This is a genomic window from Serratia sp. CMO1 (genome assembly GCF_015689115.1).
GTDB classification, from domain to species: Bacteria; Pseudomonadota; Gammaproteobacteria; order Enterobacterales; family Enterobacteriaceae; genus Serratia; species Serratia marcescens.
This window is the reverse complement of record NZ_CP065032.1, coordinates 4,744,744-4,760,979: the sequence shown is the minus strand read 5'-3', so window position 1 is coordinate 4,760,979 and position 16,236 is coordinate 4,744,744. Positions and strand designations below refer to the sequence as shown.

Sequence of the window (16,236 nt, the reverse complement as noted above, 5' to 3'; positions counted from 1 at the left end):
ATCATCAGTTTTTAACTGAGCGCCACGCCGATGGCGAACAGCAGGTTGGCCAGCAACGCCGCTTTGACCATGTGTTCCAGCATCGGCCGCATGCCGACCGGCGTCGGATCGCGCAGCACGCGCAGGCCGTGGCGCGTCAGCAGCGGGATCGCCAACACGAACAGCCAACCCCACGGGCTGTGCAGGTTGAACAGCGTAAACAGCGCGAAACACAGCACTGCGCCGCCGAGCAGCAGGGCATGGTAAATGCGCGCCTTGTGCGGGCCGAGACGCACCGCCAGCGTGTTCTTGCCGTTTTCGCGATCGCTCTCGATATCGCGCAGATTGTTGATGTTGAGCACCGCCGTCGCCAGCAGGCCGCAGGCGGTGGCAGGCAGCATCACCACGCTGTCGAAGGTGTGCGTTTGCAGATAGTAGGTGCCGGCCACGCTCAGCCAGCCGAAGAACACCAGTACCGAGATGTCGCCCAACCCCAAATATCCGTAGGGCTTGTTGCCGACGGTATAGGTGATGGCCGCCACGATAGACAGCCCGCCCAGCACCAGAAAGCCCACCACGTCGCTGGGTTGCTCGCAGGCGACGGCGATCAGCGAACAGCCGGCGAGGGCGATCAGCACTACCGTCACCACCAGTGCCCGTTTCATCTGCGCTTGGGTGATCATGCCTTTCTGCATGCCGCGCAATGGCCCGATGCGATCATCTTTGTCGCTGCCTTTGACCGCATCGCCGTAGTCGTTCGCCAGGTTGGAGAGGATCTGCAGCAGGCCGGCGGTCAACAGCGCCAGCAGCGCCACTTCAGGTTTCAGGCTGCCGTGCCAGGCGGCGATTGCCGAGCCGACCACAATGGAGGCAAAGGCCAGCGGCAGGGTGCGGGGGCGTAGACTTTCCAGCCAGGCGGAGATCGGGGTGGTGGGGGTTGATGAGCTCATGTTTCGCTTCTGTGTCCGTTAGAAATAATAGTGGGAGGCAATGCCTCCCACACAGATGACTGACAAGACAATGATTGAGCGATTATAGGATAAAACGACTCAAATCTTCATCCGCCACCAGTTCATCCAGATGACTGCGCACGTAATCCGCATCAATTGTAATGGATTGGCCATTAATTTCACTCGCATCGTAGGAAATATCTTCCATCAGACGCTCCAGCACGGTGTGCAGACGACGCGCGCCGATGTTCTCGGTGCTTTCGTTGACCTGCCACGCGGCTTCGGCGATGCGGCGGATGCCGTCGGCGGTGAACTCGATATTGACGCCTTCGGTGCCCATCAGCGCTTTGTACTGTTCGGTCAGCGACGCGCTCGGCTCGGTCAGGATGCGCTCGAAATCTTCGGTGGTCAGCGCCTGCAGCTCAACGCGGATCGGCAGACGGCCCTGCAGTTCCGGGATCAGATCCGACGGATTGGCGGTCTGGAACGCGCCGGAGGCGATGAACAGGATGTGGTCTGTCTTCACCATACCGTGCTTGGTGGACACGGTGCAGCCTTCCACCAGCGGCAGCAGATCGCGCTGTACGCCTTCGCGGGAAACGTCCGGGCCGGAGCTTTGGCCGCCGCGCTTACAGATTTTGTCGATCTCATCGATAAACACGATGCCGTGCTGCTCAACCGCTTCGATCGCCTGCTCTTTCAGTTCTTCCGGGTTTACCAGCTTGGCGGCTTCTTCTTCCACCAGCAGCTTGAAGGCTTCTTTGATCTTCAGCTTGCGCGGTTTTTGCTTTTGGCCGCCGAGGTTCTGGAACATCGACTGCAGCTGGTTGGTCATCTCTTCCATGCCCGGAGGTGCCATGATTTCCACGCCCATCGGCGCGGCGGCCAGATCGATTTCGATCTCTTTGTCATCCAGTTGGCCTTCGCGCAGTTTCTTGCGGAATGCCTGGCGGGCGGCGGACGGTTCCTGATTTTCTTCCGGCTGGCCCCAGTTGTTCTTGGCCGGCGGGATCAGCACGTCGAGAATGCGCTCTTCGGCCAACTCTTCGGCGCGGGTGCGGTTTTTCTCGATCGACTGCATGCGCACCATTTTGATGGCGGCATCGGTCAGATCGCGGATGATGGAGTCCACTTCTTTGCCCACATAGCCCACTTCGGTGAACTTGGTGGCTTCAACCTTGATGAACGGCGCGTTGGCCAGCTTCGCCAGACGACGGGCGATTTCGGTTTTACCGACGCCGGTCGGGCCGATCATCAGAATGTTTTTCGGGGTCACTTCGTGACGCAGCATCTCGTTGAGCTGCATCCGGCGCCAGCGGTTGCGCAGGGCAATGGCGACAGCGCGTTTGGCCTTGTTTTGGCCAATGATATAGCTGTCCAGTTCGCTGACGATCTCGCGCGGGGTCATTTCAGACATGGTATTCGATCCTTACGCTTTGGAAGGCAATTCTTCAATGGTGTGGAAATGGTTGGTGTAAATACAGATATCGCCGGCGATGTTGAGGGATTTCTCAACGATGTCGCGGGCGCTCAGCTCGGTATTTTCCAACATGGCGCGGGCGGCGGCCTGGGCGTACGGGCCGCCGGAGCCGATGGCGATCAGATCGTTTTCCGGCTGCACCACATCGCCGTTGCCGGTGATGATCAGCGAGGCGGTTTCATCGGCGACCGCCAGCAGCGCTTCGAGCTTGCGCAGCATGCGGTCGGTGCGCCAGTCTTTCGCCAGTTCGACGGCGGCTTTCACCAGGTGGCCCTGATGCATTTCCAGTTTGCGTTCAAACAGTTCAAACAGCGTGAAGGCGTCAGCGGTGCCACCGGCGAAACCGGCGATCACTTTGTCGTTATACAGGCGACGCACTTTCTTGACGTTACCCTTCATCACCGTATTACCCAGGGTTGCCTGGCCATCACCACCGATGACGACCTGGCCGTTGCGGCGTACGCTTACAATTGTTGTCACGAGCAGACCCTCGTTAAAGACGGAAAGAAGTCCCCGCAGCGCCTGCTTTCGCAGACGCTACGAGGCATATTGAGAGTATAGATGGGGGGGGATTGACGCTTTTCAACCCCCAACGGAGAGGGGAATGCAACTCGACATGCCGACGCCCTTCAGGCGTGAAAGGGTTTTATCCGCTGCGGCGCGGCTGCTGTAGGGGCCGAGCACCACGCGATTCCAACCGCCGCCGGCGGTGATGCGGCTCTCGATGCCTTCGAACGCCAGGCGCGCGCGCACGGATTCAGCCTGATCGGTGGCGCGGAACGAACCGCATTGCACCATCCACTTCTGTTTCGATTCCGGCTTGGTGTCCTGCTTGGCCGTGTCCTGTTTCACTTCCGGTTTCGGCTCCGGCTTCGGTTGCGGCTTCGGCTCAGGCTGTTTCACCTGCACCGGCGGTGGGGTGACCGGCTTCGGCTGCTGGTGCTGCTGCACCGGCGCGGTGGCGGCCCCGTTGTTGAATGGGTTGCGCGGCGCCTGGGTAACCTGCTGCTGTTGCTGTACCGGTTGCTGCTGCATTTGCTGTTGTTGCATCTGTTGCTGCTGGCGGTTGCTGCGCGCGTTGGCCTGGCCCGGATCGTTATACGGCACTTCGTTCAACTGCGTCGGGCGCTGCTGCATGTCGGCCTGCATTTGTTCCAGCAACTGCCGCTGTTCGGCGGTCAACTGAGTTTTGGAATTGAGCTCGCCGCCGGCCGTCGGTTCGGTCGGGGTTTGCACGCCGATCTGCCGGTTTTCCAGCTCTTTGATGTAGCGCCAACGCTCTTCCGGCTTCGGCGGCAGGCCGTTGCCTGGGCGCGTGGTGTGCGCAGGCAACAACGGCGCGTCTTCCGGCTTGTTGTGCGTAATGAAATAGAGGCCACCGACAAAGACAACCAGCAACGCGGCGGCTAACGCCAGCACGGTTTTGGAAACCTTCGGAGAACTGCGTTTTTTACGGCTGGGGGTTTTACGCTTAGCTCCTGCTGCGCGCCCACGGCTTACATAGTCTTTTTGTGCCACTATTATTCCGCTGTGTCCTGATGAGAGGATAAGTCCGTCATGTTACTGAACCCTAAAATATTTGACTAGCGTTTCGGGGCAGCGGTGCTGCCTCTGATAATCAATTCACTGTCCAATAGCCGGGAGCCGCTGGCCACCGTCTGGCCGTTCAACTGCTCCAACAGCAATAACATCGCCTGTTGGCCTATCTGGAAACGCGGCTGCGCCACCGTGGTCAGCGGCGGATCGCAATACTGCGCCAGCTTGAGGTCGTCAAAGCCGACGATCGACAGATCCTGCGGTACCCGCAGCCCCATTTTCTTCGCCTGGGACAGCACGCCGATCGCCATGACGTCGCTGTGGCAGAACACCGCCGTCGGCGGTTTCGGCTGAGCCATCAGCGCCGTCAGCGCTTGCGCGCCGGCTTCGTAGGTAAAATCACCCCGGGTAATATAGCTGCTTTCGACGGTAATGCCATTACGACGTAGCGCTTGAACGTAACCCTGCAGCCGATAATGGCTCAGCGGCATCTGTTCCGGCCCGGCGACGCAGGCGATCTGCCGGTGGCCCAATTGATGCAAATAATGCACGGCTTCAAAGGCGGCGGTCAGGTTATCGATGTGCACCGTCGGCAGTTCCAGCTCGGGGGCAAACTCGTTGGCCATCACCATCGGCGGCAGGTTGCGCTGCTCTTCCTTGCTGGCGTCAAACGGCAGGTTGGAGCCCAGCAGCAGCATGCCGTCGATCTGTTTGGTGATGATCAGATTGACGAAGGTGCGCTCTTGCTGATTTTGCTGCGCGCAGTCGCCGATCAGCACCAGATAACCTTGTTGGGCCGCGGTCTGTTCGATCCCCTGGATCACATCGGCGAAAAACGGATCGCAGATGTCGGGCACGATCACCAGGATGGTGCGGGATTCGTTGCGTTTGATATTGCGTGACAGAGCATGAGGAGAATAACCCACGGCCAGCACGGCCTGTTCCACTTTCTGGCGCGTTGGCGTTGACACCTTTTCCGGGTTCATCAGCGCACGCGATACGGTAGCCGTTGAAACGCCCGCCATTTCGGCGACGTCTTTCATGGTCGCCATGGATAACTCTTTCTTGTGTTCCAACGCCTTTCTCCTTGCGTCAGCCCCATGCCGACGCCACTACTGCTGTTTGCTCACAATGTCCGGCATGCGGTGGCGGGATTGTTGTCATTGAGCGCCACTCGCGTTCGGGCACTCCGTCGCGCTGCGATGTGGCGACAAAATTTGCCCTCGCAGACATTCTAAACAGAATACGCCCCGCCTTTGTTACCTAATTTGCATAAAAAATGTGACCTGAGAAGGTTTTTTAGCGTTCGCTCGCAATTTCAAGGGTAAACGTTTGCACTGCGGCAGCTAAATCGGACTTTTCCGGGATCAGCTGTCGATCGGATCGACATCCAGCGTCCATTTCACCTTGCGCGTTTGCGGCAGGGTGCCGATCAGCGGCAGCGAGCTTTTCATCAGCTGTTGCAGGACGCGCCGCGTCGGGTGCTGCAGCAGCAGCTGCCAGCGGAAACGGCCGCCGCGTTTTGATTGCAGCGCCGGCACCGGGCCCATCACCCACAGCGAGTCGTCCTTCAGCGGGCTGGCTTCCAACAGATTGCGCAGCTGCTGCAAGAACAACGGGGCCTGCTGGTTGTCGTGATCTTCGGCGCGCACGATGATGTGGCTGGTGTAGGGCGGCAGAAACACGCTATTGCGCTCCGCCAGCGTTTGTTTGGCGAAGGCGTCGTAACCCTGTTGCAGCAGCACCTGCAGCAGCGGGTGCTCCGGATGGTGGGTTTGCAGCAGCACTTCACCCTGTTTGCCCGCGCGGCCCGCCCGGCCGGAGACCTGGGTATACAGCTGAGCGAAACGCTCGGCGGAGCGGAAGTCGGCGGAGAACAACGCGCCGTCCACGTCCAGCAACGCCACCAGCGTGACGTCGGGAAAATGGTGGCCTTTGGCGAGCATCTGCGTGCCGATCAGAATGCGCGCTTCGCCGCGATGAATATCCGCCAGGTGTTGCTCCAGCGCCCCTTTGCGGCTGGTGGTGTCGCGATCGATGCGGGTGATCGGCGTGTCGGGGAACAGCGGCGCCAGCTCCTGTTCCAGCTGTTCGGTGCCGACGCCGACCGATACCAGGTGGGTGGAGCCGCACTGCGGGCACTGGTGCGGCACCGGTCGCTGGCTGTCGCAGTGGTGGCAGCGCAGCTGGCGCTGATGCTGGTGGAAGGTGTAGTAGTGATCGCAGCGCTGGCACTCGGCGATCCAACCGCACTCGTGGCACAGCAGCGCCGGAGCGTAACCGCGGCGGTTGAGGAACAGCATCACCTGGTTGCCGGCTTTTAAATGGTGCTGCATGCTTTTCAAAAGCGGTTGCGACAGGCCGACCTTCAGCGGCAGCCCTTTCAGATCGATCAGATGCTGCGCCGCCGGTTTGGCGTTGCCCGCGCGCTGGGTGAGCTTCAACTGGCGATATTTGCCCAGTTGCACGTTGTGCAGCGTTTCCAGTGCCGGCGTGGCGGAGCCCATCACCATCGGGATGTCTTCTTCCCGGGCGCGGAACACCGCCAGATCGCGGGCGTGGTAGCGCCAGCCTTCCTGCTGTTTATAAGAGCTGTCGTGCTCTTCGTCGATGATGATCACGCCCAACTGTCGGAATGGCGTGAACAGCGCCGAGCGGGTGCCGATGACGATGGCGGCTTCGCCGCTGCGCGCGCGCAGCCAAACCGCCAGCCGCTCGCTGTCGTTCAACCCGGAGTGCAGCACGTCCACCGGCGCGTTGAAGCGCTCGCGAAAGCGGGCGATGGTTTGCGGCGTCAGGCCGATTTCCGGCACCAGCACCAGCGCCTGTCGGCCTTTGGCCAGCACGTTTTCCAGCACGCTGAGGTACACCTCGGTCTTGCCGGAGCCGGTCACCCCGGCCAGCAGCCAGGCGGCGAACTGCTCATCCTCGCTTCTGATCGCCCCGACGGCGGTGGCCTGTTCGGTATTCAGCCGCAGCCGCTCGCCCAGCACCGCGAAGTTGGGGCGCCAGTCCTGGGTGGCCGCGACCTGAGCGCGCAGGTCGATCAGCCCTTTGGCGCGCAGCGCCTGCAGAGCGCTTTCCGTCAGCTCAAGCTGGCTGACCTGATGGCGATAGACCGGGCGTTGCAGCAGCGCCGCCAGCGCCTGCTGCTGTTTCGGCGCGCGTTTCAGGCTTTCGGGCGGGGTGGCGCGCCCCTCTTCGGTGGCGAACCACTGCCACAGCGGCGCGGCCTCGGCCGGTTTGCCTTGGCGCAGCAGGATCGGCAGCGCATGGAACAGCACTTCACCGATGGGATAGTGATAGTAATCGCTGGCCCAGCGCAGGATGCGCCACAGGCTGGGAGAGAACAGCGACTCGGTGTCGATCACGCTGTCGATCGGCTTGAGCTTGTCCAGCGGCAGTTCGCTGGTGTCGCTGCAGCCGGTGACGATGCCGATTGCATGCTGCCTGCCCCAGGGCACGCCCACGCGCGCGCCGGCCACCGGCTGCATGCCGGGCGGCAGCAGATAGTCGAAGGTGCGGGCGAGGGGGACCGGCAAAGCAACGTGTACGACGGGCATGATCTCATCCAAATTGAAAAAAAGTGGGCATCAGTTTACACGGCGCATCGGCAAATGTACGGTTCCGATTGCGCGCCCCGACTAATGCTGTATAATTTGCCGCCTTTGGTATAATTCGATACCAAAATTCTATTATCAACCACGTGTGGTGTCTGGCGAAACAGGGCTGGATAGCGACACGGCCTTAACTGAGGTTTCCCATGAAACAAGGTATCCACCCAAAATACGAAGAAGTTACTGCTAACTGCTCTTGCGGTAACGTGATGAAGATCCGCTCCACCGTGGGCCACGATCTGAACCTGGACGTTTGTGGCGCATGCCACCCGTTCTACACTGGCAAGCAGCGTGACGTTGCTACCGGTGGCCGCGTTGACCGCTTCAACAAGCGTTTCAGCGTACCAGGCGCTAAGAAATAAGATTTCTTATCGACCGATGAAAAAGGCGCCCTGGGCGCCTTTTTTCTTTTCTGCCGCCGGCGTTCGCCGGGCGGTTCTCAATATTCCCAGGTATCGGGATCGACACCCAGTTCGCGCATCAACGCTTTTGCGGCTTCCGGGATTTCATCGCTGCGCTCTTTGCGCAGGTCTTCATCGTTCGGCAGCGGCTGGCCGGTAAAGGCATGCAGAAACGCTTCGCACAGAAGTTCGCTGTTGGTGGCGTGGCGCAGGTTGTTCACCTGGCGACGGGTCCGTTCGTCGGTGAGGATTTTCAGGACCTTCAGCGGAATGGATACCGTGATCTTTTTGACTTGCTCGCTTTTTTTACCGTGTTCAGCGTAAGGGCTGACATACTCGCCGTTCCACTCAGCCATGGGACACCTTAACTTTGTCAGAAAAATTACAAAATTCTAAAAACCGGCCAATTATGCCCGATCTTCACTGTTCTCACTAAATAAATGTCAATTTTACGCGACCAGGGTCACTGAATGCCCCGCTTCGGCCAGGCATTGCCGCTTAACATCTTATCGTCATGTCATATCGGCATAATTTTAGCGGGTATTGTGTCATTGCTCAATCTATACGCAAAGAAGTTTAGATGTCCAGATGTATTGACGTCTATCAATCCTGCGATTACTCTTTAGGCCTCATCCACCGAACCGAGAGCCGAGCGAGCCCATGACGCGTAAACCAGCCACGATTGCCGTACGCAGCGGCCTGAACGACGACGAACAGTACGGCTGCGTTGTCCCGCCGATTCATCTTTCCAGCACCTATAACTTTACCGACTTCAACCAACCCCGAGCCCATGACTACTCGCGACGCGGCAACCCGACGCGCGACGTGGTGCAGCGCGCGTTGGCGGAGCTGGAAGGCGGCGCCGGCGCGGTGATGACCGGCAGCGGGATGTCGGCGATCCATCTGGTGACCACCGTGTTGTTGAAGCCCGGCGATCTGCTGGTGGCGCCGCACGACTGCTACGGCGGCAGCTATCGGCTGTTCGACAGCCTGAGCAAGCGCGGCGCCTATCGCGTGCTGTTCGTCGATCAGGGTAATGAAGAAGCCCTGCAGCAGGCGCTGGCGCAAAAGCCGAAGCTGGTGCTGATAGAAAGCCCCAGCAATCCGCTGCTGCGGGTGGTGGACATCGCGGCGATCTGCGCTGCCGCGCATGCGGCGGGCGCGTTGACGGTGGTGGACAACACCTTCCTCAGCCCGGCCCTGCAACAGCCGATCGAACTCGGTGCCGATCTGGTGGTCCATTCTTGCACCAAATACCTGAACGGGCATTCGGACGTGGTGGCCGGGGCGGTGATTGCCAAAGATCCCGAGCTGGCGGTCGAGCTGGCCTGGTGGGCGAACAACATTGGCGTGACCGGCGGCGCGTTCGACAGTTATCTGTTGCTGCGCGGCATGCGCACGCTGTCGCCGCGCATCAAGGCGGCGCAACAAAATGCTGAAGCGATTGTTGACTATTTACAGCAGCAACCGCTGGTGAAAAAGCTGTATCATCCCTCCCTGCCGGAGAATCCGGGGCATGAGATCGCCCGCCGTCAGCAGCGCGGTTTCGGCGCGATGCTGAGTTTTGAACTGGACGGCGATGAAGCGGTGCTGCGCCGTTTTCTCTCTGCCCTTGAGCTGTTTACTCTGGCAGAATCGTTGGGCGGCGTAGAAAGCCTGATCTCGCATGCAGCGACCATGACTCACGCCGGCATGGCGGCGGAGGCGCGGGCAGCGGCCGGCATCTCCGAGAGCCTGCTGCGCATTTCAGTGGGTATTGAAGACAGTGAAGATTTGATTGCCGATCTGGAACGCGCTTTCCAGGCGGCGGCAACGAGGTAAGCATGAATGCAATTGCTGTAGCAGGGCCGGTGAGCGGGCGTCAACTGCACAAGTTTGGCGGCAGCAGTCTGGCGGATGTGAAGTGTTATCTGCGTGTGGCCGGGATTATGGCGGAATACAGCCAGCCGGGCGACATGATGGTGGTATCGGCCGCCGGCAGTACCACCAACCAGTTGATCAACTGGCTGAAGCTCAGCCAGAGCGATCGCCTGTCTGCGCACCAGGTGCAGCAGACGTTGCGTCGCTATCACAGCGATCTTATCAGCGGCCTGTTGCCGCCGGAAAGCGCCGAGCCGCTGATCGCCGAGTTCATTCAGGATCTGGAACGTCTGGCGGCGCTGCTGGACGGCAACGTCGACGACGTGTGCTATGCCGAAGTGGTCGGGCACGGCGAGATCTGGTCGGCGCGCCTGATGGCGGCGGTGCTCAACCATCTGGATATGCAGGCGGCCTGGCTGGACGCGCGTGATTTCCTGCGCGCCGAGCGCGCCGCGCAGCCGCAGGTGGATGAAGGCCGTTCTTACCCATTGCTGCAGCAATTGTTGGCTCAACATCCGGGCAAACGCCTGGTGGTGACCGGGTTCATTTCGCGCAATGACGCCGGGGAAACCGTGCTGTTGGGGCGTAACGGCAGCGACTACTCCGCCACTCAGGTCGGCGCGTTGGCCGGCGCTGCTCGCGTCACCATCTGGAGCGACGTGGCCGGGGTATACAGCGCCGATCCGCGCAAGGTGAAAGACGCCTGCTTGCTGCCGCTGCTGCGTCTGGACGAAGCCAGCGAGCTGGCGCGCCTGGCGGCGCCGGTATTGCACACCCGTACCCTGCAGCCGGTCTCCGGCAGCGATATCGATCTTCAGCTGCGCTGCAGCTATCAGCCGGAGCAGGGCTCGACGCGCATCGAGCGCGTATTGGCTTCCGGCACCGGCGCCAAGATTGTCACCAGCCACGACGATGTGTGCCTGATTGAACTGCACGTCGCCGCTCAACATGACTTCAAACTGGCGCAGAAAGAGTTGGATCTGGTGCTCAAGCGCGCGCAGATCAAACCGCTGGCGGTGGGCATCCACCCTGACCGCAATCGGGTGCAGCTGTGTTACACCTCCGAGGTGGTCAACAGCGCGCTGGCGACGCTGCAGGCCGCGGCGCTGCCAGGCGAGCTGCGCCTGCGTGAAGGGTTGGCGCTGGTGGCGATGGTCGGCGCCGGGGTGTGCAAGAACCCGCTGCACAGCCACCGTTTCTATCAGCAGTTGAAAGATCAGCCGGTCGAGTTCATCTGGCAGGCGGAAGATGGCATCAGCCTGGTGGCGGTATTGCGCCAGGGGCCGACCGCGCTGCTGATCCAGGGGCTGCACCAAAGCCTGTTCCGCGCCGAGAAGCGCATCGGTCTGGTGCTGTTCGGCAAGGGCAATATCGGCTCCCGCTGGCTGGAGCTGTTCGCCCGTGAGCAGACCAATATCTCCGCGCGCAGCGGCTTCGAATTTATCCTGGCGGGGGTGGTGGACAGCCGCCGCAGCCTGCTGAACTATGACGGGCTGGACGCCAGCCGCGCGCTGGCATTCTTTGAGGACGAAGCGCAGGAGCTGGATGAAGAATCGCTGTTCCTGTGGATGCGTGCGCACCCGTTCGACGATCTGGTGGTGCTTGACGTGACCGCCAGCGAAGAGCTGGCCGGGCAGTATCTGGATTTCGCCAGCCACGGTTTCCACGTGATCAGCGCCAACAAGTTGGCGGGGGCCTCGTGCAGCGACAGCTATCGCCAAATTCGCGACGCCTTCGCCAAAACCGGCCGCCACTGGCTGTATAACGCCACCGTCGGCGCCGGCCTGCCGGTCAACCACACGGTGCGCGATCTGCGCGACAGCGGCGACAGCATTCTGGCGATCAGCGGCATCTTCTCCGGCACGCTCTCCTGGCTGTTCTTGCAGTATGACGGCACGGTGCCGTTTACCGAGCTGGTGGATCAGGCCTGGCAGCAGGGGCTCACCGAACCGGATCCGCGGGTCGATCTCTCCGGCCAGGACGTGATGCGCAAGCTGGTGATCCTGGCGCGTGAGGCGGGCTACGACATCGAACCGAACCAGGTGCGGGTCGAGTCACTGGTGCCGGCGGGCTGCGAGCTGGGCTCCGTCGATCAGTTCTTCGAGAACGGCGAGGCGCTGAATCAGCAGATGCAACAGCGCTTTGAGGCCGCCAGCGAAATGGGCCTGGTGCTGCGTCACGTGGCGCGTTTCGACGCCAACGGCAAGGCGCGGGTCGGCGTGGAGGCAGTGCGCCCTGAGCATCCTCTGGCCTCGCTGCTGCCGTGCGACAACGTGTTCGCCATCGAGAGCCGCTGGTATCGCGATAATCCGCTGGTGATCCGCGGGCCGGGCGCCGGCCGCGATGTGACCGCCGGCGCGATCCAGTCAGACCTTAACCGATTGGCGCAGCTGCTTTAATCCTCTGCGGGCGCGGGTTCACCGCGCCCCTTTGCTTTTCCTGCCATACTTATCCCTGCCGCTGTCATGAAATTTCCTCTTTGAGCGGGTGAGGATTAATCATCTTATTCCCCTCATTTTCCTGTTGACTCTTTAGCCAACATGCGGCATTTTCTATCTAGACGTCTAAACGTATAGACGCTCATCAAGATGAAATAAAAACAGTGATCGAGAAGAGGTGAGCAGGGTATGAGTTTTTTCCACGCAAACCAGCGGGAAGCGCTGAATCAGAGTCTGGCGGAGTTGAACGGCCAGATTAACGTATCATTCGAGTTCTTCCCGCCACGCACCAGCGAGATGGAAGAGACCCTGTGGCAGTCGATCGATCGTCTGAGCATCCTCAAACCTAAATTCGTTTCCGTCACCTACGGCGCCAACTCCGGCGAGCGCGATCGCACCCACAGCATCATCAAGGGGATCAAGGAGCGCACCGGCCTGGAGGCTGCGCCGCACCTGACCTGCATCGACGCCAGCCCGGCGCAGTTGCGCGACATCGCGACCGACTACTGGAACAGCGGCATCCGCCATATCGTGGCGCTGCGCGGCGATCTGCCGCCGGGCGGCGGCAAGCCGGACATGTACGCGACCGATCTGGTGGCGCTGTTGAAAGACGTGGGCGACTTCGACATTTCCGTCGCCGCCTACCCGGAAGTGCACCCGGAGGCGAAGAGCGCCCAGGCCGATTTGATTAACCTGAAACGCAAGATCGACGCCGGCGCCAGTCGCGCCATCACCCAGTTCTTCTTCGACGTTGAGAGCTACCTGCGCTTTCGCGACCGTTGCGTCGCCGCCGGTATCGACGTGGAAATCGTGCCGGGCATTCTGCCGGTGTCCAACTTCAAGCAGCTGCAGCGCTTCGCCACCATGACCAATGTGCGGGTACCAAGCTGGATGACCAGCATGTTCGAAGGGCTGGACGACGATGCGGAGACCCGCAAAATGGTCGGCGCCAACATCGCCATGGACATGGTGAAGATCCTCAGCCGCGAAGGGGTGAAAGATTTCCACTTCTATACGCTGAACCGCGCCGAGATGAGCTACGCCATCTGCCACACGCTGGGCGTGCGTCCGGTGGCCGCCGCCTGACGGGTCTGTTCCATTTAAAAGGGCGCCGCTTTACCGCGGCGCCCTTTTTTTGTGGGGGAAGGCATAAAAAAACGGCCCCGATAAACGGGGCCGCGATGAGGCGCACTAGCCAGTGTTGCGCATCCCGGCGGCGACGCCGGCGATGGTGACCATCAGAGCCTGCTCTACGCGGGCGTCCGGCTGCTCCTGCTGGCGCGAACGGTGCAGCAATTCGGCCTGCAAGACGTTCAACGGGTCGGTATAAACGTTGCGCAGTGCGATGGATTCGGCGATCCACGGCAGGTCTTCCATCAGGTGCGCATCGTTGGCGATGGTCAGCACCACCTTGATGTCGCTTTCCAGCTGATCGCGCAGCTGTTGGCCCAGCGGCCACAGCGATTTATCCACCAGGCGCTGATCGTAGTATTCCGCCAGCCACAGGTCGGCCTTGGCGAACACCATTTCCAGCATGGCGATACGGGTGGAGAAGAATGGCCAGTCGCGGCACATCGCCTCCAGCTCCGCCTGTTTGCCGGCTTTCACCGCTTCCTGCAATCCGGCGCCGGCGCCGAGCCAGGCCGGCAGCATCAGGCGGTTCTGCGTCCAGGCGAAAATCCACGGAATGGCGCGCAGGCTCTCCACGCCGCCGTTCGGCTTGCGCTTGGCCGGGCGTGAGCCCAGCGGCAGTTTGCCCAGCTCCAGCTCCGGCGTGGCCGCGCGGAAGTAAGGCACGAAGTCCGGGTTTTCACGCACGTAGCCGCGATACATCCGGCAGGAGGTCTCGGACAGGTCGTCCATCAGCGCCCGCCATTCTTTCTTCGGTTCCGGCGGCGGCAGCAGGTTGGCCTCGAGGATCGCGCCGGCATACAGCGCCAGGCTGCTGATGGTGACTTCCGGCAGGCCGAACTTGAAGCGGATCATCTCGCCCTGTTCGGTGACGCGCAGGCCGCCCTTCAGGCTGCCCGGCGGCTGCGACAGCAGCGCCGCATGCGCCGGAGCGCCGCCGCGGCCGATGGAACCGCCGCGGCCGTGGAACAGCGTCAGCGCCACGCCGGCCTTTTCACCGGTTTTGATCAGCGCGTCCTGCGCGCGGTACTGCGCCCAGGAAGCGGCCATCACGCCGGCGTCTTTCGCCGAGTCGGAATAGCCGATCATCACCATCTGTTTGCCCTGGATGAAGCCGCGATACCAGTCGATGTTCAGCAACTGGGTCATCACGTCGTCGGCGTTGTTCAGGTCGTCGAGGGTTTCGAACAGCGGGGCGACCGGCAGCGCGAACGGGCAGCCGGCCTCTTTCAGCAGCAGGTGCACCGCCAGCACGTCGGAAGGCGTGCGCGCCATCGAAATCACATAGGCGGCGATCGAGCCCTGCGGCGCTTCGGCGATCACCCGGCAGGTTTCCAGCACTTCCTGCGTGTCGGCGCTCGGTTGCCATTTCAGCGGCACCAGCGGGCGTTTGGAGTTCAGCTCGCGGATCAGGAACGCCTGTTTATCGGCTTCCGACCAGCTTTCATAGTCGCCCAGCCCCAGATAGCGGGTCAGCTCGGCGATGGCTTCGGTATGGCGGGTGCTCTCCTGACGCACGTCGATGCGCACCAGCGGCACGCCGAAGCAGCGCACGCGGCGCAGGGTATCCAGCAGTTGACCGTTGGCGATGATGCCCATGCCGCAGGCCTGCAGCGACTGGTAGCAGGCATACAGCGGCTCCCACAGCTGCTCGTTGTTCACCAGCAGGTCGTGCGGTTTCAGCACGCGCTCGCCCTTCAGGCGGCCTTCAAGATAAGCCTGGGAACTCATCAGCTGGCTGCGCAGCTGCTTCATGATTTCGCGGTACGGCTCCTGCACCTCATCGCCGCCGGCGCGGGCGCGCAGCTCCGGGGTGCATTCGGTCATCGACAGCTCAGAGACCAGCACCTGGATATCGCGGGTGAACAGGTCGCAGGCTTTCCAGCGGCTGAGCAGCAGCACATGGCGGGTAATTTCGGCGGTCACGTTCGGGTTGCCGTCGCGATCGCCGCCCATCCAGGAGGTAAAGCGCACCGGCACCGCTTCCACCGGCAGGCTGTAATCGATGGAGTTTTCCAGCTGTTCGTTGAATTCGCGCAGGAACGCCGGCACGCCTTCCCACCGGCTGTTTTCCACCACCGCAAAGCCCCATTTGGCTTCGTCGATCGGGGAAGGGCGGTGTTTGCGAATTTCATCGGTGTGCCACGACTGGGCCACCAGCTGACGCAGGCGGCGCATGATCTTGTTGCGCTCGTAGTCGGCCAGATCGTTGTGATCGAGCTGGCTGAGGCAGGTGTTGACCTCCACCAGCTTGTGGATCAGGGTGCGGCGGGTGATCTCCGTCGGGTGCGCCGTCAGCACCAGCTCGATGGAGAGTTGCGATACCGCGTGCTGCAGCTCTTTGTCGCTGAGCTTTTTGTCTTTGAGACGGCTGAACAGTTGAGCCAGCGCTTCCGGGTTGCTGGCGGCCTCGCCGTTGGGCGAAATGCTGTGGTACTGCTCGGCGACGTTGGTCAGGTTGAGGAACTGGCTGAAGGCGCGCGCCACCGGCAGCAGCTCGTCGTTGGACAAGTTCTGCAGGGTGGAGAGCAGCTCCTGGCGATGCGCTTCGTTGCCGGCGCGTGAGGATTTGGAAAGCTTACGGATGGTCTCAACGCGATCGAGAATATGCTCACCCAGCGCTTCTTTGATGGTATCGCCGAGCAATTTGCCGAGCATACTGACATTACTGCGCATTGCCGAATATTGTTCGTTCATATAACCCCTGACCCAGTTCTGTATGATTTTTATCTTGTAAATAAATTTCACGCGTCAGGCGCAGACCGCCTGCCTGATCACATCGCGTTCCTGTCCAATCGTCAATTGACACTATTTTTAGCAAAAAAACATCAAAATCGGCGCATT

The 16,236-nt window shown here is 61.1% G+C and carries 12 protein-coding genes; 4 read left to right on the top strand and 8 right to left on the bottom strand.

What is annotated here, in order from left to right:
* Window positions 1-11: 11 nt before the first annotated feature.
* The 6 genes from IT763_RS22625 to priA form a co-directional block, all read right to left on the bottom strand.
* Window positions 12-929, bottom strand: a complete 918-nt coding sequence (locus tag IT763_RS22625; protein WP_079450586.1) for a 1,4-dihydroxy-2-naphthoate polyprenyltransferase — start codon at window positions 927-929, stop codon at window positions 12-14.
* Between the two features lie 82 nt (window positions 930-1,011).
* The gene (gene hslU, locus IT763_RS22620; protein WP_004931086.1) at window positions 1,012-2,346 is read right to left on the bottom strand and encodes an HslU--HslV peptidase ATPase subunit; all 1,335 of its coding nucleotides are present in this window, start codon (window positions 2,344-2,346) and stop codon (window positions 1,012-1,014) included.
* 12 nt (window positions 2,347-2,358) lie between these two features.
* Complete coding sequence (hslV, locus tag IT763_RS22615; RefSeq protein WP_004931085.1) at window positions 2,359-2,889, bottom strand: ATP-dependent protease subunit HslV; 531 nt, start codon at window positions 2,887-2,889, stop codon at window positions 2,359-2,361.
* 102 nt (window positions 2,890-2,991) lie between these two features.
* Complete coding sequence (gene ftsN / locus IT763_RS22610) at window positions 2,992-3,927, bottom strand: cell division protein FtsN (RefSeq protein ID WP_028128088.1); 936 nt, start codon at window positions 3,925-3,927, stop codon at window positions 2,992-2,994.
* 65 nt (window positions 3,928-3,992) lie between these two features.
* Window positions 3,993-5,021, bottom strand: coding sequence for a DNA-binding transcriptional regulator CytR (cytR, locus tag IT763_RS22605; protein ID WP_004931082.1), 1,029 nt, complete (start codon window positions 5,019-5,021; stop codon window positions 3,993-3,995).
* Window positions 5,022-5,312: 291 nt separating this feature from the next.
* Complete coding sequence (gene priA / locus IT763_RS22600) at window positions 5,313-7,508, bottom strand: primosomal protein N' (RefSeq protein WP_004931080.1); 2,196 nt, start codon at window positions 7,506-7,508, stop codon at window positions 5,313-5,315.
* A gap of 200 nt (window positions 7,509-7,708) precedes the next feature.
* Here priA and rpmE point away from each other — a divergent pair, with 200 nt between their 5' ends.
* Window positions 7,709-7,924, top strand: coding sequence for a 50S ribosomal protein L31 (rpmE, locus tag IT763_RS22595; RefSeq protein ID WP_004931078.1), 216 nt, complete (start codon window positions 7,709-7,711; stop codon window positions 7,922-7,924).
* A gap of 77 nt (window positions 7,925-8,001) precedes the next feature.
* On the opposite strand, the gene metJ is transcribed toward rpmE, so the two are convergent.
* Window positions 8,002-8,319, bottom strand: a complete 318-nt coding sequence (gene metJ / locus IT763_RS22590; protein ID WP_004931076.1) for a met regulon transcriptional regulator MetJ — start codon at window positions 8,317-8,319, stop codon at window positions 8,002-8,004.
* A gap of 304 nt (window positions 8,320-8,623) precedes the next feature.
* On the opposite strand from metJ, the gene metB reads away from it, so the two are divergent.
* From metB to metF, 3 genes are all read left to right on the top strand, one after another.
* Window positions 8,624-9,784: a cystathionine gamma-synthase gene (gene metB, locus IT763_RS22585; protein ID WP_015379413.1), complete on the top strand. Its 1,161-nt coding sequence runs from the start codon at window positions 8,624-8,626 to the stop codon at window positions 9,782-9,784.
* Between the two features lie 2 nt (window positions 9,785-9,786).
* Window positions 9,787-12,222, top strand: coding sequence for a bifunctional aspartate kinase/homoserine dehydrogenase II (locus tag IT763_RS22580; protein ID WP_206195031.1), 2,436 nt, complete (start codon window positions 9,787-9,789; stop codon window positions 12,220-12,222).
* A gap of 228 nt (window positions 12,223-12,450) precedes the next feature.
* The gene (metF, locus tag IT763_RS22575; protein ID WP_004931071.1) at window positions 12,451-13,347 is read left to right on the top strand and encodes a methylenetetrahydrofolate reductase; all 897 of its coding nucleotides are present in this window, start codon (window positions 12,451-12,453) and stop codon (window positions 13,345-13,347) included.
* A gap of 105 nt (window positions 13,348-13,452) precedes the next feature.
* Here the strand turns inward: metF and ppc are convergent, their stop codons facing one another.
* Entirely contained in the window at window positions 13,453-16,089 is a 2,637-nt protein-coding gene (gene ppc / locus IT763_RS22570; RefSeq protein WP_206195030.1) for a phosphoenolpyruvate carboxylase, read from the bottom strand.
* Window positions 16,090-16,236 lie beyond the last annotated feature (147 nt).

Excerpts from the sequence above, each read along its gene's own strand:
- rpmE (WP_004931078.1), top strand. The coding sequence starts at position 7,709 with ATGAAACAAGGTATCCACCCAAAATACGAAGAAGTTACTGCTAACTGC.
- IT763_RS22625 (WP_079450586.1), bottom strand. The coding sequence starts at position 929 with ATGAGCTCATCAACCCCCACCACCCCGATCTCCGCCTGGCTGGAAAGT.
- priA (WP_004931080.1), bottom strand. The coding sequence starts at position 7,508 with ATGCCCGTCGTACACGTTGCTTTGCCGGTCCCCCTCGCCCGCACCTTC.
- metB (WP_015379413.1), top strand. The coding sequence starts at position 8,624 with ATGACGCGTAAACCAGCCACGATTGCCGTACGCAGCGGCCTGAACGAC.
- hslU (WP_004931086.1), bottom strand. The coding sequence starts at position 2,346 with ATGTCTGAAATGACCCCGCGCGAGATCGTCAGCGAACTGGACAGCTAT.
- IT763_RS22580 (WP_206195031.1), top strand. The coding sequence starts at position 9,787 with ATGAATGCAATTGCTGTAGCAGGGCCGGTGAGCGGGCGTCAACTGCAC.
- metF (WP_004931071.1), top strand. The coding sequence starts at position 12,451 with ATGAGTTTTTTCCACGCAAACCAGCGGGAAGCGCTGAATCAGAGTCTG.
- metJ (WP_004931076.1), bottom strand. The coding sequence starts at position 8,319 with ATGGCTGAGTGGAACGGCGAGTATGTCAGCCCTTACGCTGAACACGGT.
- ppc (WP_206195030.1), bottom strand. The coding sequence starts at position 16,089 with ATGAACGAACAATATTCGGCAATGCGCAGTAATGTCAGTATGCTCGGC.